The 19,801-nt window shown below is 62.4% G+C and carries 19 protein-coding genes; 14 read left to right on the forward strand and 5 right to left on the reverse strand.

Going from position 1 to position 19,801, the window contains the following annotated elements; genetic code table 11:
- Positions 1 to 15: 15 nt before the first annotated feature.
- The 5 genes from HDE78_RS01740 (at position 16) to xseA (ending at position 4,660) form a co-directional block, all read left to right on the forward strand.
- Positions 16 to 570: a hypothetical protein gene (locus HDE78_RS01740; RefSeq protein ID WP_179476790.1), complete on the forward strand. Its 555-nt coding sequence runs from the start codon at positions 16 to 18 to the stop codon at positions 568 to 570.
- Between the two features lie 52 nt (positions 571 to 622).
- Entirely contained in the window at positions 623 to 1,588 is a 966-nt protein-coding gene (locus HDE78_RS01745; protein ID WP_179476791.1) for a heavy metal-binding domain-containing protein, read from the forward strand.
- Positions 1,585 to 2,406: a heavy metal-binding domain-containing protein gene (locus HDE78_RS01750; protein ID WP_179476792.1), complete on the forward strand. Its 822-nt coding sequence runs from the start codon at positions 1,585 to 1,587 to the stop codon at positions 2,404 to 2,406. Before HDE78_RS01745 ends, HDE78_RS01750 begins: the two co-directional genes overlap by 4 nt.
- A 25-nt stretch (positions 2,407 to 2,431) precedes the next feature.
- Complete coding sequence (locus HDE78_RS01755) at positions 2,432 to 3,133, forward strand: PspA/IM30 family protein (RefSeq protein ID WP_179476793.1); 702 nt, start codon at positions 2,432 to 2,434, stop codon at positions 3,131 to 3,133.
- Positions 3,134 to 3,313: 180 nt separating this feature from the next.
- A complete protein-coding gene (gene xseA / locus HDE78_RS01760; RefSeq protein ID WP_179476794.1) occupies positions 3,314 to 4,660 on the forward strand; it encodes an exodeoxyribonuclease VII large subunit in 1,347 nt (448 codons plus the stop codon).
- Between the two features lie 51 nt (positions 4,661 to 4,711).
- Here the strand turns inward: xseA and HDE78_RS01765 are convergent, their stop codons facing one another.
- The gene (locus HDE78_RS01765) at positions 4,712 to 5,482 is read right to left on the reverse strand and encodes a slipin family protein (protein ID WP_179476795.1); all 771 of its coding nucleotides are present in this window, start codon (positions 5,480 to 5,482) and stop codon (positions 4,712 to 4,714) included.
- Between the two features lie 169 nt (positions 5,483 to 5,651).
- On the opposite strand from HDE78_RS01765, the gene HDE78_RS01770 reads away from it, so the two are divergent.
- Positions 5,652 to 7,082: an aldehyde dehydrogenase family protein gene (locus HDE78_RS01770; RefSeq protein ID WP_179476796.1), complete on the forward strand. Its 1,431-nt coding sequence runs from the start codon at positions 5,652 to 5,654 to the stop codon at positions 7,080 to 7,082.
- A 31-nt stretch (positions 7,083 to 7,113) separates the two neighbouring features.
- Here HDE78_RS01770 and HDE78_RS01775 read toward each other — a convergent pair whose 3' ends face one another.
- The gene (locus tag HDE78_RS01775) at positions 7,114 to 7,890 is read right to left on the reverse strand and encodes a YdcF family protein (protein ID WP_179476797.1); all 777 of its coding nucleotides are present in this window, start codon (positions 7,888 to 7,890) and stop codon (positions 7,114 to 7,116) included.
- Between the two features lie 164 nt (positions 7,891 to 8,054).
- Between HDE78_RS01775 and HDE78_RS01780 the strand changes: the two genes are divergently transcribed.
- Together HDE78_RS01780 and HDE78_RS01785 are read left to right on the forward strand one after the other, a co-directional pair.
- Positions 8,055 to 8,567, forward strand: a complete 513-nt coding sequence (locus HDE78_RS01780) for a VOC family protein (protein ID WP_179476798.1) — start codon at positions 8,055 to 8,057, stop codon at positions 8,565 to 8,567.
- A gap of 142 nt (positions 8,568 to 8,709) precedes the next feature.
- Positions 8,710 to 9,546 carry an alpha/beta hydrolase gene (locus HDE78_RS01785; protein ID WP_179476799.1) on the forward strand — a complete coding sequence of 279 codons (837 nt, stop codon included), beginning with the start codon at positions 8,710 to 8,712 and terminating at the stop codon, positions 9,544 to 9,546.
- A gap of 99 nt (positions 9,547 to 9,645) precedes the next feature.
- Here the strand turns inward: HDE78_RS01785 and HDE78_RS01790 are convergent, their stop codons facing one another.
- Complete coding sequence (locus HDE78_RS01790) at positions 9,646 to 10,011, reverse strand: response regulator (RefSeq protein WP_179476800.1); 366 nt, start codon at positions 10,009 to 10,011, stop codon at positions 9,646 to 9,648.
- A 347-nt stretch (positions 10,012 to 10,358) separates the two neighbouring features.
- On the opposite strand from HDE78_RS01790, the gene HDE78_RS01795 reads away from it, so the two are divergent.
- The gene (locus HDE78_RS01795) at positions 10,359 to 11,273 is read left to right on the forward strand and encodes an SPFH domain-containing protein (protein WP_179476801.1); all 915 of its coding nucleotides are present in this window, start codon (positions 10,359 to 10,361) and stop codon (positions 11,271 to 11,273) included.
- A 177-nt stretch (positions 11,274 to 11,450) separates the two neighbouring features.
- The gene (locus HDE78_RS01800; RefSeq protein WP_179476802.1) at positions 11,451 to 11,930 is read left to right on the forward strand and encodes a hypothetical protein; all 480 of its coding nucleotides are present in this window, start codon (positions 11,451 to 11,453) and stop codon (positions 11,928 to 11,930) included.
- 61 nt (positions 11,931 to 11,991) lie between these two features.
- Here the strand turns inward: HDE78_RS01800 and HDE78_RS01805 are convergent, their stop codons facing one another.
- Positions 11,992 to 12,894, reverse strand: coding sequence for a LysR family transcriptional regulator (locus HDE78_RS01805; protein WP_179476803.1), 903 nt, complete (start codon positions 12,892 to 12,894; stop codon positions 11,992 to 11,994).
- Between the two features lie 146 nt (positions 12,895 to 13,040).
- Here HDE78_RS01805 and HDE78_RS01810 point away from each other — a divergent pair, with 146 nt between their 5' ends.
- Positions 13,041 to 13,601 carry an ester cyclase gene (locus HDE78_RS01810; protein WP_179476804.1) on the forward strand — a complete coding sequence of 187 codons (561 nt, stop codon included), beginning with the start codon at positions 13,041 to 13,043 and terminating at the stop codon, positions 13,599 to 13,601.
- Positions 13,602 to 13,808: 207 nt separating this feature from the next.
- Here the strand turns inward: HDE78_RS01810 and HDE78_RS01815 are convergent, their stop codons facing one another.
- The gene (locus HDE78_RS01815; protein WP_179476805.1) at positions 13,809 to 14,279 is read right to left on the reverse strand and encodes a DUF1456 family protein; all 471 of its coding nucleotides are present in this window, start codon (positions 14,277 to 14,279) and stop codon (positions 13,809 to 13,811) included.
- 108 nt (positions 14,280 to 14,387) lie between these two features.
- Between HDE78_RS01815 and HDE78_RS01820 the strand changes: the two genes are divergently transcribed.
- The 3 genes from HDE78_RS01820 to HDE78_RS01830 all read left to right on the forward strand — a co-directional run bounded on the left by HDE78_RS01820 (position 14,388) and on the right by HDE78_RS01830 (position 19,691).
- On the forward strand, positions 14,388 to 14,984 hold the full coding sequence (locus HDE78_RS01820) for a YigZ family protein (protein ID WP_179476806.1): 597 nt from the start codon (positions 14,388 to 14,390) through the stop codon (positions 14,982 to 14,984).
- A 192-nt stretch (positions 14,985 to 15,176) separates the two neighbouring features.
- Positions 15,177 to 16,949 carry an ABC transporter transmembrane domain-containing protein gene (locus HDE78_RS01825; RefSeq protein WP_179476807.1) on the forward strand — a complete coding sequence of 591 codons (1,773 nt, stop codon included), beginning with the start codon at positions 15,177 to 15,179 and terminating at the stop codon, positions 16,947 to 16,949.
- 102 nt (positions 16,950 to 17,051) lie between these two features.
- The gene (locus tag HDE78_RS01830; RefSeq protein WP_179476808.1) at positions 17,052 to 19,691 is read left to right on the forward strand and encodes a M1 family metallopeptidase; all 2,640 of its coding nucleotides are present in this window, start codon (positions 17,052 to 17,054) and stop codon (positions 19,689 to 19,691) included.
- Positions 19,692 to 19,801 lie beyond the last annotated feature (110 nt).

Raw genomic sequence — 19,801 nt, forward strand, 5'->3', positions numbered from 1 at the left:
TCGCCCGAACCATAAATGACGCAATTTCTTTCGCTTAAATTTTTAGCGTGCGAAACGGTCGCCGGCTGGTTTAGGATTCCCCACATTCGCCAAGCCCTCCAACGAGACTGGAACGTTTCCGGGCTTTGCACGGCCGAAGTTATGAGCCGGTTTTCGCAACCGTGGTCCAAGGAAGATATCGCTTTGAGCGGCCCCAACGATTTTGATTTGAGCGCAGCAGGTTTTCGCCGGTCAGAAAGCGACCTTCGCGCCTTCATAGAAGCCTTCGCCGTGCGCATGGAAAGCGCCCTCCCCTCGCAGACCGTTGTGCAACGAAAAAAAGATGGCCTGTTTTCGAAACAGAGCCATGTCGTGAACGTTTCCATCGAAACAGTGAATCATCGTTATGCACTGAGCTTTCAGGCCGGCCGTCTTTCGGCCGAACGAAGCAAGGTCGTGCGCGGCGTGACGTTAAAGAACGAGCCGATGGAAGTACCGGCTTGGCTTGAGTCACTTGGCATGGACGTAGAAGCACTCGCCACTCACAGCGGCTCCGCACAAAACGTGCTGCATGACTTTCTGATGTCCTGATTTCGGCAGCAAAGCTCAGAAAAATTCACAATAGGCCTCACCGGAGATCTGGATGTCCTGGTTTGATCGGTTCAAAAGTCCGCGCGATAACCGCCACGATCCTGCGCTTTCCGGAAGTGATGGAAGGACACAGCACGACGCTGGACTCAGCGATGCGGAGCGCCTGGTGCAATGGGAAGAAGCGCTGCAGAAAAAGCAGTTGCCGCCATTCGTCAAGGATCGCCTAACCGCCGCCGCCACTGGCAAAACGCCATGGCTTGCCACCATGACGCCGGTCGAGCTCCTGACAGCTCGCAGCCATGGCATGCAACCCATTGCGTTGGTTTCGGGCACGTGTTGGTATCACTACGGTTTTTCCTGGACCAAGGGACACGCCGCCGGATGGCAGACGGCGATCAAGCGCATGCAGATGGAAGCCGCCGCGGCCGGAGCAAATGCCATCGTCGACGTACGCATGCGAAAGATCAGCATGGAGTTCGAAGCGAGCATGGATTTCACCGTCATCGGCACCGCGGTGCGTGTCAAGGATCTGCCGCCCAGTCCCAATCCCATCGTGGCTACCGTCGACGCGCTTGAATTCGTGCGTCTGCTGGAGGCCGACATCGTTCCTGCCGGCATCGCCATCGGCGCGCACTACGAGTGGTTGAACTCGTGGAACCGCAGCCTAGCCGGCCAGGCGAGTTGGTATAACCAGCCGCTGACGCAACTGGGGCACTTTTGGGAAAGCGTGCGACGCCGAGCGATGCAGGATCTGCGCAATAGCGCCCGATCGATGGGCAACGGCATTCTTGCGCACACGCATTTCGGGCAACTGGTCGAAGCAGGCGATGAACGGAACCGCAGCTATCTCGGGCGCCATATCGTGGTCGGCACCGTCGTCGACTGTAAAAGCATGGATTCCTTCCATCACGCGATCCGACCTGTGGTCGACATGTGCGACGGCGAATCGCCGCTGCTCAATGCAGCACCGAACGGACACAACGTATACGCCACCAATGAGGAAGAAGGCTCGATATGACCGATACCAACACCATTCCGCAGCACGCGCTGGAGCGACTCAAGGGGTTGCGCAGCGAGGGGCATTCGGGCGGCATCTTCACCTCCGATTTCTCGGTCAATGAGTTCCTGCTGGTGCGCAAGGCGGGCTTCGAGCCAGTCGGACTTTGCGTTGGCACCTGCATCTACCACCTGGGCGTACAGTACGGACGCTGGAGCAAGAATCAGGAAATGGATGTGCTATCGCAAGCGATGTATGAGGCGCGCGAACTCGCCATGACGCGCATGCGCGAGGAAGCCAAGAGCATGGGCGCCGACGGCATTGTCGGCGTCGATCTCACGGTGAAGCGGCTAGAGTGGGACAGTGATGTGCTGGAGTTCATGGCCATCGGCACCGGTGTGGTGCACGCGAAGGGCCATGGCGGATTCAAGGGACCCAAGGGCCAGCCGTTCACCTCGGATCTTTCCGGCCAGGATTTCTGGACCTTGCTGCAGGCAGGCTATCGCCCGCTGGAAATGGTGATGGGATCGTGCGTGTATCACGTAGCCCACCAGGGCATGTTCAAGACGCTCGGCAACGCCGGCAACAACGTGGAGCTGATCAATTTTTCGCAAGCGCTGTACGACGCGAGGGAGATCGCCATGGAGCGCATGCAGCACGAAGCCATTGAGGCGGAAGCTGAAGGCGTGGTGGGAGTCGACCTGCACGAGGGCTCGCACAACTGGCAGCCGCACATCATCGAATTTTTTGCCGTTGGTACCGCCGTCGTGCCCATTTCGAAAGAGCTGGATGCATCGACCATCCCGGACCCGCAACTGGTTCTGTCCGTCAACAATTAACGCCCGTCACATCCGGAGAACACCGATGAGCATCTTCGAACGCATGGCTGATTTGCTGCATGCCAAGACCAACAAGCTGCTGGACAAGATGGAGGATCCCAACGAGACCCTCGATCTGTCCTATGAAAAAATGATCACTGGCCTGCAGGAAACCAAGCATCACCTGGCTGACGTGGTGACCGAGCAAAAGCTGCTCGAACGACAGATCGCCCAGATCCAGCAGGAAGCCGACACCGCGCAGGACAATGCGCGACTGGCGCTACAGTCATCTCGCGAAGACCTTGCCAAGGCCGCCCTGGCGCAGCGGCAGGCGGCGCTGGAGAAACAAGTGACACTGAACAAGGCGCATGAAAACATCTCCGCGCAGGCGAAGAAGCTGATCGACTACCAAAGCACGCTGGAAAATCGCATCGAGCAGTTCCGCACCCAGAAAGACGTGATGAAAAGCAGCTACGCCGCCGCGCAGGCGCAGGTCAAGGTCACCGAGTCGCTCACCGGCATCGACAATCGCCTGGGTAATGTGACCGACGCGATGCGCCGTGCCGAAGACAAGGTCAACGGCATGCAGGCCAAGGCGGAAGCTATGGACGGACTGCTGCAGTCGGGGGTGCTCAACGATCCGCTGGATCATCGAAGCAATGTGGAAAAAGAGCTTCAGACCCTGCGCAGCAACAATGCCGTGGATGCCGAATTGGAAAAGCTCAAGGCAGAGCTCGGCAAATCCTGAGTAGAGCAAGACGGGCAAGAGCTCTTTCGACGGCCCAATGCGCAACGGGCCTGCCCATATCGGCCGTGCCGGACGATCCCATCGACACCGGCACGGCAATATCGCACCTCTCGCCAACTTAACGCGACCGCCCGCAATCGTTCATTTCTTCAAGCGCACGCATGGTAGGCTCGCTCTCCCATGTTTGTACCTGAAGAAAAAAGCGCCAAATCGATTCTCACACCCAGCACGCTGAACCGGCTGGTGCGTGACTTACTGGGCGACGTGTTTCCGTTCGTATGGATCGAGGGCGAGCTGTCGAACGTCGCCAGGCCGGCATCGGGGCATCTGTACTTCACCCTGAAGGACAGCGGCGCGCAGGTGCGCTGCGCGATGTTCAAACCGAAAAGTGCGTCGCTGCGCTTTCGTCCGGTCGACGGCATGCAGGTGCTGCTGCGCGCAAAGGTCGGCCTGTACGAGCCCCGCGGCGAGTTTCAGCTGGTTGCCGAGTCGATGGAGCCAGCGGGCGAAGGCGCGCTGCAGCGCGAATTCGAGCAGCTCAAGGCGCGGCTCGATGCCGAAGGCCTGTTCGCGCCTGCGCGCAAGCGTCCGCTGCCGCGCTACGCCCGGCGCATCGGCGTGATCACCTCGGCCACCGGCGCGGCGGTGCGCGATGTGCTCAGCGTGCTGGCCCGGCGCTGGCCGCTCGCTGACGTCGAGGTGTTGCCCGTGCCTGTGCAGGGCCGCGACGCCCCCCCGGCCATCGTGAAAATGCTGAAGAAAGCCTCCGCCAGCCAGCGCTACGACGTGCTGCTGCTGACCCGTGGCGGCGGTTCGCTGGAAGACCTCTGGGCGTTCAACGACGAAGCCGTCGCGCGCGCCATCCATGCCAGCGCCGTGCCCGTCGTGTCGGCCGTCGGCCATGAAATCGACTTCAGCATCGCCGACTTCGTTGCCGACCTGCGCGCACCCACGCCCTCGGCCGCGGCCGAGCTGCTGGTGCCCGATGCCGTGGCGGTTGCCCGGCATCTGCAGCAGCTGCAGCAGCGCCTGCTGACGCTGCAACAGCGCAAACTGCAGGCGCATTCGCAGCGTGTCGATCATTTGCTGGCTCGACTGCAGGCACAGCGTCCGCAGGCGCGCCTGGCCCGCGATCGCGAGCGGCTGATCCATTTGCAGAGCCGGCTCACCGCGGTGCTGCGCGAACAGAGCCAGCAGCGCCATACGCGACTCGAACGACTGCACAACCGCTTGCTAGCGCAGCATCCGCGCACAAGGCTGCCGCTGCTGGCGCGCCGGTTGGCCGAACAGGATCAGCGTTTGCGTCGCGCCATGGCGCTCACGCTGGAGCGCAAACAGACGTCCATCCGCCATATCGCTCGCGCGCTGCACGCGATCAGTCCACTGGCCACGCTTGAGCGCGGCTACGCGATCGTGTTCGACGACACCGGGCATGTGCTTCGCTCGGTCGCCGCCACCCAACCGGGCGATCGACTGACCGCGCGGCTTGCCGATGGCGAGCTGCGCGTCAAGGTCACCGACGACTGATCAGACCTGACACTGCCTGCGCATAAGCGTCTCGGCTAGCCCGAGCTTTGACTAGCCCGGGGCGTCCGTGGCCTTGTCCGCCAGCCGCACCAGCGCACTGGCCGCGCTGACAAACTCCGACGGCATCATCACGATGGTCATAGTGTTCTGTTCGGCGCCAACCTCGGTGAGCATCTGCATGCGGCGCAGCTCCATCGCCATCGGCGTCTGGCCCATCTTGGTGGCCGCTTCGGTGAGCATAAGCGCAGCATCGTGCTCGGCTTCGGCCTTGATGATGCGAGCGCGCTTTTCGCGATGAGCCTCCGCTTCCTGCGCCATCGCGCGCTGCATCGACTGAGGAATTTCCACGTCCTTGATCTGCACGCGATCGACCATCACGCCCCACGGCTCGGTGACCTTGTCGATGATGTCGCCCAGCATGCTGGAAAGCTTTTCCTGCTCCTTCAGCAACTCGTCCAGCGAGTGCTGACCCATCACGCTGCGCAGGCTGGTGAGCGCCGTCTGGCGCACAGCGTCCTCGAAGTTGGCCACCTCGATGATCGCGCGCTCGGGGTTGATCACCTTGTACCAGACGACCGCGCGCACCTTCACCGGCACGTTGTCGTTGGTCATGGTTTCCTGCGGCTCGATGTCCTGCGTGACCACGCGCATATCGATCATCTGCATGCGGTCCACTACCGGAATGATCCAGGTCAGACCCGGCCCCTTGGTGGTCTGATACTTGCCGAGCCGAAACACCAAGCCGCGCTGATACTGCTGCAGAACCCGCAGGCCGGAAATAAATAGAAAAGCGATAAAGACGATCGGTATCAGCAGAGACATGGACGTTGCACCCACGACATGAGGAAGTTGCAGACCGCCATTGTACGCCTGCCCTATGCCGACAACGCCTTCGACCGATGACGGCCACTGGCGGGCTTATCGCATCTCACGATCGCTGAACATGCCGCTCTTCTATCCTTTGCGAACTATCGGTCGCAGGACTCCCGCCATGCTCAAAAAAACCTATCCCTACTACCTTGCCAACCAGCCGCAGCAGCCGAACACCGATCTCGAGGTGCTGGACAAGTACACGGGTGAGGTCGCCACCCGCGTGGCGGTACCGAACGCCAAGGCGACCGAAAAGGCGATCGTGGCCGCGGTGAAGGCCACCAGACCGATGCGCGATTTCAAGCCGTGGGCGCGTCAAGCGGTCTTGCAGCATTGCGCGAAGCGCTTTGCCGAGCGCCGCGACGAGTTGGCCGAAGCGCTGTGCATCGAGGCCGGCAAGCCGATCAAGGATGCCGCCGGCGAAGTCACTCGCCTGATCGAAACGTTCCAGATCGCCGCGGAGGAATCCGTGCGTACCAATGGCGAAACCTTGAACCTCGAGCTGGCCAGTCGACTGGACGGTTACCACGGCTATACGCGGCGCGTACCGCTGGGGCCGGTCTCGCTGATCAGTCCGTTCAATTTTCCGCTGAATCTGGTCGCGCACAAGGTGGCGCCGGCAATTGCGGCCGGCTGCCCGTTCGTCCTGAAGCCCTCGGAGAAAACGCCGATCGGCGCGCTGATCATCGGGGAAGTGCTGGCCGAAACCGATCTGCCCAAAGGGGCGTTCTCGATTCTCACGCTCGACGGTAAGCACGCCAATGCGCTGGTCGAGGACGAGCGCTTCAAGCTGCTGTCCTTCACCGGCGGCCAGATCGGCTGGGACATCAAGGCGCGCGCCGGCCACAAAAAAGTGACGCTGGAACTCGGCGGCAACGCAGCGTGCATCGTCGACGCGGACCAGGGGCCGAAACTGGACTACGTGGTCGAGCGGCTGGTGTTCGGCGCGTTTTATCAGTCGGGCCAGAGCTGCATCGGCGTGCAGCGCATCATCGCGCACGACGACATCTACGACGCGCTGAAAAAGAAGCTGGTCGCTGCCGTGAAAAAGCTCAAGGCCGGCGATCCGAAACGCAAGGACACCTTTCTCGGCCCGATGATCGACGTGGCAGCGGCCGAGCGCCTGTACGGCTGGATCGAGGAGGCCCGCAAGGCCGGCGGCAAGCTGCTGTGCGGCGGCAAGCGCAACGGCAACATGCTCGACGCCACGCTGATGGAAAACGTGCCGCACGACGCCAAGGCCAACCGGATGGAAGCGTTCGGCCCGTTCGCCCTGCTCACCCGCTTCAGCCAATTCGATGACGCCATCGCGATGGTCAACGACTCCGACTTCGGCCTGCAGGCCGGCATCTTCACCGATAGCCTGGCGCACGCCATGCGCGCCTGGAACGAGCTGGAACAGGGCGGCGTGGTGGTCAACGATATTCCCAGCTTTCGCGTGGACAACATGCCCTACGGCGGCGTGAAGCTTTCCGGCCTGGGCCGCGAAGGCGTGCGCTATGCGATCGAGGACATGACCGAAATGCGGTTGATGGTGATGCGCGAGCGTTGAGCCTGCGGCGCCGACTGGCCGTCAGCTAAAGTCATGCCCGGCCGCTGGGTTTCATCGGCCCGCGTACCGGCATGGTGTTCCATCCCAGCGCCTCGTAGACATGAAACTGCGCCACGCCGATGTATTCGTGCAGAGCCAGGTCGCAGAGTTCGAGATTCGCCGCCTGCGGCCAGAAACCCAGCGTCGCCGATACGACATCGCCACTGGCAGGGATGGGCCTCATGCCGAAATGCTGGAAATACAGCAGGCTGCGACGCAGATGCGCGCCCGAGGTCACCAGCACCAGCGTCTGCGGATCGAAGACCAGCATCAAGCCGCGGCTGTAGCGCGCGTTGTCGAACGTGTTGGTGCTCTGCGTTTCGGTCTGGATGTCCTGTGGCGCCACACCCAGCTTGGCCAATATACCGGCGTAGACGGTGGACTCCGCGGTGCCGTGGTGCTGCGCATCGCCGCCGCTGACGAAAATCAGGCACTGGCCGCCCGAAAGCTTGCAGCTGCGATAAAGCGTGACGGCTTCGAGGATGCGGCCGTTGGCGAACAACGTCGGACGCAATGGGCCGTCATCGTCGATACGTGCCGTGCCCGCGCCGAGCAGCACGATCACATTGCGCGGTGACCAGTGCACGAAAGGCGTGGCGGAATACTCCCGTTGCAAATGATCCAGCAGCCATGCCGGCACCGGCCCGCAGGCCACGGCCAGAAACAACGCCAGGGCGATCACGCCGATGCTACGGGCCAACCAGCGCCATCCCGCGCGACCGGCGGCGAACGAAAAAAGCACAAGCAATCCAAGCAGGGAGAGCGACATGAGGTAGTCCGGAGCGGGCGCCTGCAGAGTAGCGCAGCCGGTCGTCTGTCGGCACGGGACGCCGCGCCGGATCGTTCCTTGCAGGAAACACACTGGTGACGATCGGCCTATTGAACGACCGACCTGCCGTGACCACGTTGCTGTCACTCCACCGGACGCCTGTCGTGAACAAGCCACTGCTGCACCTCTTTGCCGCGCTATTGCTGACCGTTGCTACGCTACCCGCGCTGGTCCATGCGACTCATGACTCGGGCGACTATGTCGCCGTGCAGGCTCCCAACCTGCCCCAGGCTGTCACGTTTTTCCGCGACGTGATGAACTGCAGCGTCATCAGCGACGGTGGCGATACGGCATCCGCCGCCGCTTCGCTGATGGCCTGCGGACGCGACACCACGGTCGAAATCACTCAGGTATCCGCACATCCCGCGCCGCGTGCGATCGGGGCTTCACCGACGCTCACGCTCGACGCCGACGATGCGCCTGCCGTCGCCAGCTGGCTGCGCGCCAATCACGTCCATCTGGTGGGATCGCCGATCCGTCTGACCACCGGCCAGGACGCGGGCAAGCTTGCCGTGACTTTTCTTACGCCATGGGGCCAGCCGCTGCGTCTGGTCAGCCGGATCAAGGACGACGATCTGCTGGAATCCGCGCCGACGTCCCGCGTAGCCGTGCAATAGGCAGCAGTCGGTCATAGGCACGCCATGTAGCGCTCAAGAGCGGCGTCGCTCTTGAGCGTTGACTCACGCGGTTTTCATTGCCACGTTTTTCATCGATGCGCTGATATCAAGAGTGTCCCCTCCCCGATATAGGCAGCATTCGATGACCACCATCCAAGTCAATCAGGACCGAAGCGGCAAGCCGGTCGAGCTTTTCTACGAAGACGTCGGCAGCGGCGCGCCGGTGGTGTTGATCCACGGCTGGCCGGTCAGCCAGCAGATGTGGGAAAACCAGATCCTGGCTCTGGCCGGCAAGGGTTTTCGCGTCATCAGCTACGACCGCCGCGGTTTCGGCGAGTCGTCCAAACCGTGGGACGGCTACGACTACGACACGCTGGCTGACGATCTGAAAGGCTTGCTGGTGGGGCTCGACCTCACCGGCGTCACGCTCGTGGGCTTTTCGATGGGCGGCGGCGAAATCGCTCGCTATATGAGCCGGCATGGCGGCGAGCGTGTCAGCAAGGTGGCCTTCATCAGCGCAGTAACGCCGTTCATGCTGAAGACCGACAACAACCCGGATGGCGTGGACAAAAGCGTATTCGACGGCATGGTCGAAGGCATCACCAAGGATCGTCCGGATTTTTTGGAAAGCTTCGCCAAGGGCTTTTTCGGCGTCAGTGCCCTGCACCACGCCGTGAGTTCGGCCGTGCTGGACTGGAACCAGTCGCTGGCGCTGCGCGCGTCGTTGAAAGCCACGCTCGACTGCGTGCGCTCGTTCAGCGAGACCGATTTCCGCGACGACCTGAAAAAGATCGACGTTCCTACCTTGATCGTCCACGGCAAGAGCGACAAGACCGTACCGTTCGAGACCAGCGGTGAACGCACCGCCAAACTGCTTCCTTCTGCCACATTCAAAGCCTATGACGGCGCTCCACACGGGCTGTACATCACGCACAAGGATCAGCTCAACCACGATCTGCTGGCGTTTCTCGGTGCCTAGCTGCCGTTAGCGTTACGGATACGAAAAAGGCGCCAAGCAGGCGCCTTTTTCGTATCCGTTGGTCACTGGTATCGGGCCAATGTCGGTCTATGGAATGGCTCAGACCTTCTCGCGGTCGCACAGCAACGTGGCGATAGCTTTCAACATCGTTTTCGAGTCGTACGGCTTGAGCAGGGTTTCGTAGTTGTGAAAATCCTGCGGTATCTCTTCCTTGCCGTACCCGGATGCAAATACGAACGGCACGCCTTGCTCGCGCAACTGTTCCGCCAGGGGAAATACCAGATCGCGACCAAGGTTTACATCGAGAATGGCGGCGTCGAAACCGTCGATCTTCGATACCCGAAGCCCTTCGGCGAGGCTGGTCACGCCGTGGACTTCGTAGCCCGCATCGGAAAGCAGGTCGTCCAGCACCATCGCGATGAACACCTCATCTTCGACCATCAGTACGCGCGGTTTGTAAGTCATGGATAGCCTCCTCGTCGGTCCGCGATTTCCTGCGGCGCAAAAAAATACAGCATCTTTGACGATAAGATGGCCGCGCCTAGGTGATGACGCTGTGTCGCGGCGGTGAAAGGCCCGCATGCCGTTCACAAAATTTGCCAGCGCAGGCATCTCGCTGCCGCAGTCGAACCCGTACGAACGCGCTTTCTTGCGGAACGCTCAGCGCCGACGCTGAAGCGACGCCGTAATGCCGTCAGTAACCCTTGGCGACTACCAGCCAGCCCTCGCTAGCTACCCGTATCGGCACCGGTGTACGCTCCCCACCCTCGCCGCGATCTGCGCGAGCGATAGCCAGGGGAAAGGGAAAGCACATGAAAAATCTGCTGTTGAATAGCGGCACAGGCGCCGCCGGAAAATTTTCGGTCGGTGCGATTCTGATCGTCGTTATCGTCATTGTTCTTCTGTTGAACAGCGTCTTCGTCATCTCGCCCAGCGAGGAGGCCGGCACGCGTTGGCTCGGTGGTACACCGATGACGACCGCGCCGCTGACCACCGGCATGCACTTCAAGGTGCCGTTCTTCGAAAACGTCGACCGCATTCAGACCAGCCGCTCGGTCTACACGCTCAACGCGCTGGACGTCTATACCAACGACAATCAGAAAGTCACCATCGACGTCAGCATCATTTATCAGATCCCCAGCGCCGCAGTGATGAACCTGCTTTACCACGTCGGCCGCGCCGGCGCCTTCGATATCGACGGCACCATCCTGCCGGTGGTGCGCGACCGCGCGCTGGCCGCCTTCGCACGCTACAACACGCTGACCATTTCCGACCAGCGCTCGCAGATCACCCTGCAGATGCGCAAGGACGTCAGCGAAGCGCTGCTGCGACTGTTCGGCGTGGAGACCATCGACGTGCAGCTCACCGGCATCCACTACTCGCCCGTGTTCGACCAGTCCATCGAGGAAGCCGTGCGCGCCAAGAACCTCGCGGTGCAGGCGGAAAACACCGTCGCGCAGAAAAAGTTCGAAGGCCAGCAGAAAACCGTCACCGCTTCCGCCGAAGCACAGGCCGCGGTCGAAAGCGCCAACGGCGAAGCCCAGGCCACCGTGCTGCAGGCCGACGCTCAGGCCAAGGCCATCGCCACCGTCGGCAACGCGCTGAAAACCAACCCCGACTACGTCCACTTCTACGGTATGCAGCGCTGGAACGGCATCCTGCCCCAGGTCGTCGGCGCCGGCTCGATCCCGATGATCGATTTGAAGGGAGGGGATGTGGGGAAGTAGGCATGGTGATCACCCCGCTTCTAGCGCTCGCCAAAAGTGGAACTAGGAGGTCAAGGCTACTCCGCGTGGGTGCGATGGCGCCCAGCGCCATGTTCGGACGCTCGATGTCGTATGCCCTTAGCGCCTGTTTAACGCGTATCGTCCATGCCTCCGATGCGAGCCTGATGAAATACGCCCATGACGACACTGCAGCCCTTTGCGCAAAGCGGATTTCTCGCCCATCTGGAGCGTCTCGCCGATGCCCCGACACCCGCTGCCGAGGCGCAACTGCCTTCGCAGCTGACGGCGCTAGTTTTGAACGCCGATGGAAGCGGCACGCTGACCCGGGCGGCCCACGAGCTGATCGCGCTGCTGAAAGCCCGCAAAGCTTTACTCCAGACAACGTTCGACACCGCGCTGGTCGCCGACGAACTTCGCCGATACCAGAAATTCTCCAAACCCGGGCAGCCCTCGCCGCACGTCGTCGGGCTTCGGCAGAAGCAGGCCGCCACGCGACAAGCCGGCAACGTGGCGAGGCAGTCGCTCGTCAAGTCAGCGGCGGCCTTTGTGCGGGAGGCCGGTATCGATGTGCCTCAGCGCGTGGCGATTGAGGTTTTCATCGACAAATGGATCGATACGAGCCTGCCGAAGGGAATCTCGCCATCGCCATCGACATAGCCGTGCCAACCTCTTCAGGGATCAAGAGACTCTTGCACGACGGCAAAAGTCGAAAAATCCGTCAACCTTCATCCCAGCGCCAAGCCTCACGCAACCGCTCACCGAGATATTCGATGAACGCACGCACGCGCGGTGCGAGATGGCGGCTGTGTGGATAGATGGCGTGCAGCGGTGCGGAAGATATGCGGTACTTCGGCAACACGCGGCGCAGGCGGCCGGCGGCGATATCGTCACCGACGTCCCAGATCGACTTCAGCACAATGCCTGCGCCTTCCAGTGCCCAGGTGTGCGCTGCGCTACCGTCGTTGCTGAGCAACGGACCGGTGACGCGCACAGTCATGGAGTCACCGTTTTCGAAGCGCCAGTCGGTCCAGGGCTGGTCACGCATGATGATGCAGCGGTGCCCGACCAGCTCGTCGGGATGCTTAGGGACGCCGTACTTTTTCAGATAGGCAGGCGCCGCGCACAGCACGCGATAATTCGGCGCCAGCTGCCGTGCGATCAGTGACGAATCGGCGAGGCTGCCGAAACGGATGGCCATATCCGCACCGTTCTCCAGCAGATCGATAACGGTATCGGTCAATTCGAGCTGCACGCTCAGCCGCGGATGCAGCCGCTGAAAATCGCTGACGATCGGCGCGATCCACTGCCGGCCGAACGCCCTCGGCGCGCTCAGGCGAAGCAATCCGCCGACGGTTCCCCGACGGCGTGAAATCAAGGCTTCGGCCTCTTCCACCTCGGCCAGAATCCGCACGACCTGCGCGTAAAACAGTACGCCCTCCTCGGTCAGCGTCTGGCGTCGCGTGGTGCGCTGGATCAGGCGCACACCCAGACTCTTTTCCAGCTGCGCCAGCCGTTTGCTGACGACCGCCAGTGAGATATCAAGCTCACGTGCGGCGGCCGACAGGCTCCCGGCAGAAACGATGCGGGCAAACGCGGCGAGGTTCGGGAGGCTATCGATCATGGCGATGATTATCTACAAAATGGAAAGGATTCATCCTTTCCACGCCAGTATTTCGGCTGCAAACAAAGAGTGATGCTCTGCTTCGGCCGGCAAAACTACCGACCGGGCGCCCTGTCGCGCTGCCTCTTTAGCAATGGAGCCATCTCATGTCACCAGCACCGATCAAACGCCGCCGATCCACTCGTTTTCTGCTGCTTGCGTCGTGGGGCGTCGTCTTGGCCGCGCCGGCCTTGTCGGCCACGGACACACTGGTCGAGCCGGAGACGGTAGTGGTCGACAGGAGTCTGCCGAAAGATCGGCTCGACTCCCAGCTATTGGCCGCGCGTCGTTATGACACGTTCTGGACCAGCGGTGACGAAGCGCTGGCGCGCGCAGCGCTGGCTCCCGGTTTCATCGACCGCACCCTGCCATCGGGACGTCCGCAGGGCGTTGCCGGTCCACTCGCCGCGTCAAAAGCGTTCCACGCGGCCGTTCCCGACTTGCACTGCACGGTCGAGCAGATGATCGTCGCGGGTGACCGCGTCGTCGCGCACCTGCATTTCACGGGTCACTTCACCGGCCAGTTCAAGGGCATGCACGGCAAAGGTCAGGCGATCGACTTTATCGCTACCGACATATACCGGATTGCCGAAGGCCGCATCGCTGAGAACTGGCATCTGGAAGACAACCTGACCTTCCTGCAGCAGATCGGCGCCCTCGCCAAATAAGAGGTCAGTCGGAGATACCGAATCCGAGTCTTCCGATGCGCTGGCGAACCAGCACGCCGGCCGTCGACGTTTTCTCGCCAGGGCCGGCACCACCGCTAGCGCGCTGGCCACGTACACCGTGCCAAAGACGGCTTCGGCGCGGGCAACGCGGAGATATTGAACCGGCTCTAACGTCGTGCCGCGTTGCTCCAAGCAAGGCGTGTACTTTCAAGCGCCGCGTAGGCGCAGCATCAGTCCCTTCAGAAAATTCCGCAGCAGCTGGTCGCCGCAGAGGCGAAAATTCTTGTGATCGGGCTGGCGGAACAGCGCGCTGAGTTCGGGCTTGGAAATCGGGAAACCGGCGTCGGCCAGAATCTGGTGCATGTCGACGTCCTTAAGCTCGAACGCGACGCGCAGCTTTTTCAACACCACGTTATTGGTGACGCGCTTTTCGATCGGTCGCGGCGGCTGGCTCTCGTCGCGGCCGCGGCGCTGCACCACCAGGCCGTCGAGAAAATGTGCCAGGACGGTATTGCTGCACTCGACGTAGCCCTCCTCGCCGTCCTTTTTCAGAAAGGCCTGCACATTCTCTTTCTCGATCGGAAAATTCGCATCTGCCAGCTTGGTGATCTCCACCACCTTGCCGTCGCTGAGATCGAGCATGTAGCGGATGCTGCGTATGACGTCGTTGTTGATCATCGAGGGTCCGACAAAAGCGTGGAAAAGACCGCCATGCTACCGCGACGGTAAAGTGACTGCGGCCATAGGCCGCCCGATCCTCTTGCCGCATGCGAAACTTGCCCCACCATGAGCGAATTGCCGCATACGTTGGCCGGCCCATGCCGGCATCAGGACGACATCAAGAAAAGCCGTTTTCTGGCGCAGGCTGCGCCCGTGGAATCGACGGCGGCAGCGCTGGCGTTTGTGCAGGAGGTGGCCGATGCCACGGCCACACACAACTGTTGGGCTTATCGCACCGGCCAGGACTATCGCTTCAACGACGACGGCGAACCCGGCGGCACCGCCGGACGACCGATCCTGCAGGCGATCGAAGGTCAGGGCATGGATCGCGTCGTGGTCGTGGTCACGCGCTGGTACGGCGGGATCAAGCTCGGCGCGGGTGGCTTGGTGCGCGCGTATGGCGGCACCGCGGCGGAATGCCTGCGACGCGCCGAGCGGCTGCCGATCGTATCGATGGCACGCCTCGGTCTGCACTGCGATTTCGCCGAACTGAGTTTGCTGAAGGGGCGACTGAAGGACTGGCAGGCCGATATTCACAGCGAAACCTTCGACGCCGACGGCGTAGAGCTGCAATTGCAGTTACCGGAAAGTCGCGTCGCCGAGGCGCAGGCGCGCATCATGGACATCAGCCGCGGGCGCGGCATGGCCGTATGGCTGGATTGAATCGGCGATCATGCGCCCCACTTCAATGGCAACGTCTGCGTTCGACAGCGGGCGCGCAATCGCTGAAAGTTCCAGCCCGCGGCCCTTCGACTTCGTGTCGGCGCGCCGAGGGTGAACGGTGAGGGTGGCTTGCCGACCTGATCTGCGCGCTTCGGACAGCCAAAAATTTATCGACCCATCTTGCGAGAACTCATGAGCGACTCCTCGACTGACAAACCCCGCTCTGTTCGCCGCGTAGGCGCATTGCGCCAGCTCTGGCCTTTCATCAAACCGCATCGCGCGCTGGCCATTGGGTGGCTGTTCTTTCTGGCGCTTTCATCGGGCGCGTCGCTGGTGCTGCCGATGGCTTTTCGGCACATCATCGACCAGGGTTTTGGTCACTCCAGTCTGGGCGTTATCAACGCCACCTTTATCGCACTGTTCGGCGTGGCGCTGGTGCTGGCCTTTGCCACTGCCGCACGCTACTTCTGCATCACCCTGCTGAGCGAGCGGGCGCTGGCGTCGCTGCGCGACAAGCTCTATTCGCATCTGATTCGCCTCGACGTCGGTTTTTTCGAAAAGAGCCGCGTGGGTGAACTGACCTCGCGCCTGAGCGCCGATACCGAAGTGGTGCAGGCCTTGATCGGATCGGGTGTATCGATTGCGCTGCGCAGTGCGGTCATGCTGCTGGGCGCGGCCGTGGCGATGGTCTGGACGGCGCCCTCGCTGGCTGGCCTCACCGCGCTGGTGATTCCCGGCGTCATGCTGCCGATCTTGATCTTCGGCCAGCGCGTGCAGAAGCTGTCGCGCGCCAGCCAGGACCGGCTGGCTGACGCCGCGGCCATCGCCAACGAAACCTTGAACGCCTCCACGGCGGTCAAGGCCTATGCCCGCGAGGACATCGAAAGCAGCCGCTACGGTTCGGCCATCTACCGCGCGCTGGCCACCGCCCGTCGCCGCATCGGCATGCGCTCGCTGCTGACCACGGCGGTCATCGTGCTGGTCTTCGGCGCCATCACGCTGGTGCTGTGGGTCGGCGCACGTCATGTGCTGCAGGGCACGATGGATGCCGGCGTGCTGGGCCAGTTCGTGCTGTACGCCATTTTCGCTGCCGGCTCGGTCGCCGGACTGTCCGAAGTCTGGGGCGACGTGCTGCGTGCGGCCGGCGCGATGGAACGCATCGGCGAACTGCTGGCCGAGCGCGCCAGCATCACCGCACCGGCCAACCCGACGCGGCTCGCCCAGCCCGTGCGCGGTGAGATTCGTTTCGAGGGCGTGACGTTCAACTATCCCACCCGCCCGGACGCTGCGGCACTGCATGACTTCACCCTCGTCATCAACCCGGGAGAGACGGTCGCGCTGGTCGGCCCATCCGGTGCCGGCAAGAGCACGGTGCTGTCGATGCTGCTGCGTTTCTACGACCCGCAGGCCGGACGGATATGCATCGACGGCGTCGACCTGCGCGCGCTGGCGCTGGACGACCTACGCAAAACGATTGCCCTGGTGCCGCAGGAAACCATCATCTTCAGCGGCAGCGCGGCGGACAATATCCGCTTCGGCCGACAGGAGGCCAGTGACGAGGAAGTACGCGAGGCTGCGCGCTCCGCGGAAGCAGATGGTTTCATCAGCGCACTCAACGACGGCTACGCGGCCGAAATGGGCGAGCGTGGCGTGCGCCTGTCCGGCGGCCAGCGCCAGCGCATAGCGATTGCCCGCGCGATCCTGCGCGATGCGCCGCTGCTGCTGCTCGACGAAGCCACCTCCGCGCTCGACGCGCAGTCCGAAGCCGCCATCCAGCAAGCGCTAGAGCGGCTGGAAAAAGGCCGCACGACCCTAGTCATCGCCCATCGCCTGGCCACCGTCAAACGCGCCGACCGGATCGTGGTGATGGACGGCGGTCGTATTGTGGCGCAAGGCACGCACGACGACCTGCTGGCTGAGGGTGGGCTGTATTCGGAACTCGCGAAGCTTCAGTTCGTCGCCTGAGGCCCCTAGCGTAGCAGGCATGACTTTCGGCAGTGTCCGCCGGAACGCATCCCCTCCAGCATCGACGGTTTTGGGGAGCAGATCGTCATGCGGAGACTCTACATGCGCCGGTTGCTGGTATCGGGTATCGCCCTGGCCCTGAGCGGTGCCAGCCTCGTCGGCATCGCAGCGCCGACCACGTCGCCAGCCGAAGCATCGGCACTGGCGCCGACCCAACTGCCGCGCGGCGTGGTGCCGAGCCATTACGATGTCTCCATCGTGCCGCACGCGGCGGCGATGAATTTCGATGGTCAGGTCACCATCACCGTCGACGTGCAGCAGCCGACCGCCAGCATCACTCTCAATGCCGAGGACATGGTGTTCTCGAAAGTGGCCCTGACCTCGGTCAACGGCAAGCCGGTGGCGACCCCGAAGGTTAGCATCGATGCCGACGCGCAGACGGCGACCTTCACCTTCGCCAAGCCGCTGGCCGCCGGCAGCTACAAGCTGGCGATGACCTACACCGGCAAGATCGGCACCCAGGCCAATGGCCTCTTTGCGCTGGACTATGACAGCAAGGCCGGCAAGCAGCGCGCGCTCTACACGCAGTTCGAGAACTCCGACGCGCGCCGCTTCATTCCCTCGTGGGACGAGCCCGCCTACAAGGCCACCTTCAACCTCGACGTCACCGTGCCATCGGACCAGATGGCGGTAAGCAACATGCCGGCGGCCTCGACCACCAAGCTGGCCAACGGCCTGAGCCGCGTGACGTTCCAGCCGTCGCCGAAGATGTCGACCTATCTGCTGTTTTTCGGCACCGGCCAGTTCGATCGTGCCACCACCACGTCCGATGGCACCGAGATCGGCGTGATCGCGCAGAAGGGCTCGGTCGGTCAGGCCGATTTTGCGCTGAAGTCGGCGAAGGACGTGCTGCACGAATACAACCAGTATTTCGGCGTGCCCTACCCGCTGCCCAAGCTGGACAATATCGCGGCACCTGGGCAGAGCCAGTTCTTCAGCGCGATGGAAAACTGGGGCGCGATCTTTACCTTCGAATACAGCCTGCTGCTGAATCCAGCCATCGCCACGCAGAGCGACAAGCAGGAAGTGTTCAATACCGCCGCCCACGAAATGGCGCACCAGTGGTTCGGCGATCTGGTCACCATGCGCTGGTGGGACAACCTGTGGCTCAACGAGGGCTTTGCCTCGTGGATGGCCAGCCGTACCACCGAGAAGCTGCATCCGGAGTGGCACACCCACCTTTACGCCGTAGGTGTGCGCGAAGGCGCCATGAGCGTCGACGCGGTCGCCACCACGCATCCCATCGTGCAAAACATCGCCACCGTCGAGCAGGCCAGCCAGGCTTTCGACACCATCACCTATTCCAAGGGTGAGGCCGTCATCGGCATGCTCGAAGGCTACGTGGGCGAGGACGCCTGGCGTGCCGGCGTTCAGCGCTATATCAAGGCGCACGCTTACGGCAACACGGTGTCCGACGATTTGTGGAAGGCGATGGACGCGCAAGGCAACAAGCCGATCACCGCGATCGCGCACGACTTCACCCTGCAGCCCGGCATTCCGCTGATCAAAGTGGAAGCGGCCAGCTGCCAGTCGGGCACGACTACGGTCAACCTCACGCAGGGCGAATTCACCCGCGATCGCCCCGACAAGACGCCGTTGCGCTGGCATGTGCCGGTAATCGCGCAGTCGCTCGGCGGTGCCCCGGTAAGCACCCTGGTCGACGGTCACGGAACGCTCAATGTGCCGGGTTGCGGCCCGATCGTGGTGAATGCCGGCCAGAGCGGTTACTACCGCACGCTGTACACGCCGACGGCATTCAAGGCGCTGAGTGAATCCTTCACCAAGCTGCCCGAGATCGACCAGCTCGGCCTGATGGGCGATACCTGGTCGCTCGGCATGGCCGGCCTGCAACCAGCGTCGGACGTGCTGAATCTGGTCCAGCGCGTGCAGGCCGACGCCAGCCCGGAAATATGGGAAGAAGTTGCCGGCGTACTGTCCGGTCTGGACAACTACTACAAGGGCGATACCGCACGCCAGGCCGTGCTGCGCAAATTCGCCATTGCACGCCTTGCACCGGAGTTTGCTCGCATCGGCTGGACGCCACAGACCGGTGAAAGCGGCCCGACCAAGATCCTGCGCACCGAGCTCATCGCTACGCTCTCGCAGCTGGGCGACCAGGATCTCATCGTCAAGGCGCGCGACTACTATGCGCATCCGGACAGCATGCCGTCGGAACTGCGCAAATCCATCCTCTACGTGGCGGCCAGCCACGCCGACTCCGCCACCTGGGACAAGCTGCATGCCCAGGCCAAGGCCGAGACCACGCCACTGATCAAGGACGAACTCTATGGCCTGCTGTCCACCAGCGAGGATGAAACGCTGGCCAAGCGGGCGCTGGATCTCGCTCTTACGCCCGAGCCCGGCGCCACGACCAGCGCGGGCATGCTTTCCGACGTCTCACGCCGTCATCCGGACCTGGCGTTCGACTTCGCCGTGGCCCACCGCGATCAGGTCGACAAGCTGGTCGACTCTACCTCGAGCAGCCGCTATTACCCGATGCTGGGTGCGGCGTCGGTGGATCCGGCGATGATCGGCAAGATCGAGGCCTATTCCAAGGCCCATATCGCCGTAAGCTCGAGGCGCGCAGCCGACACCGCCATCGCAGGCATCCGCTATCGCATGATGATTCGCGAAAAGCGCCTGCCGGCCATCGATGCGTGGCTGAAGAAAAACGGCGGCTGATCGTTCTGCCGCTGAAAATGAAAGAGGCCCCGTTGTGCGGAGCCTCTTTTTTATGCTCCGTTGATTCGCATCATCCGGCTGCGCCTTGGGAACACTGACGCATCGGTGCC

It is taken from the genome of Rhodanobacter sp. K2T2 (assembly GCF_013408815.1).
Lineage (GTDB): Bacteria > Pseudomonadota > Gammaproteobacteria > Xanthomonadales > Rhodanobacteraceae > Rhodanobacter.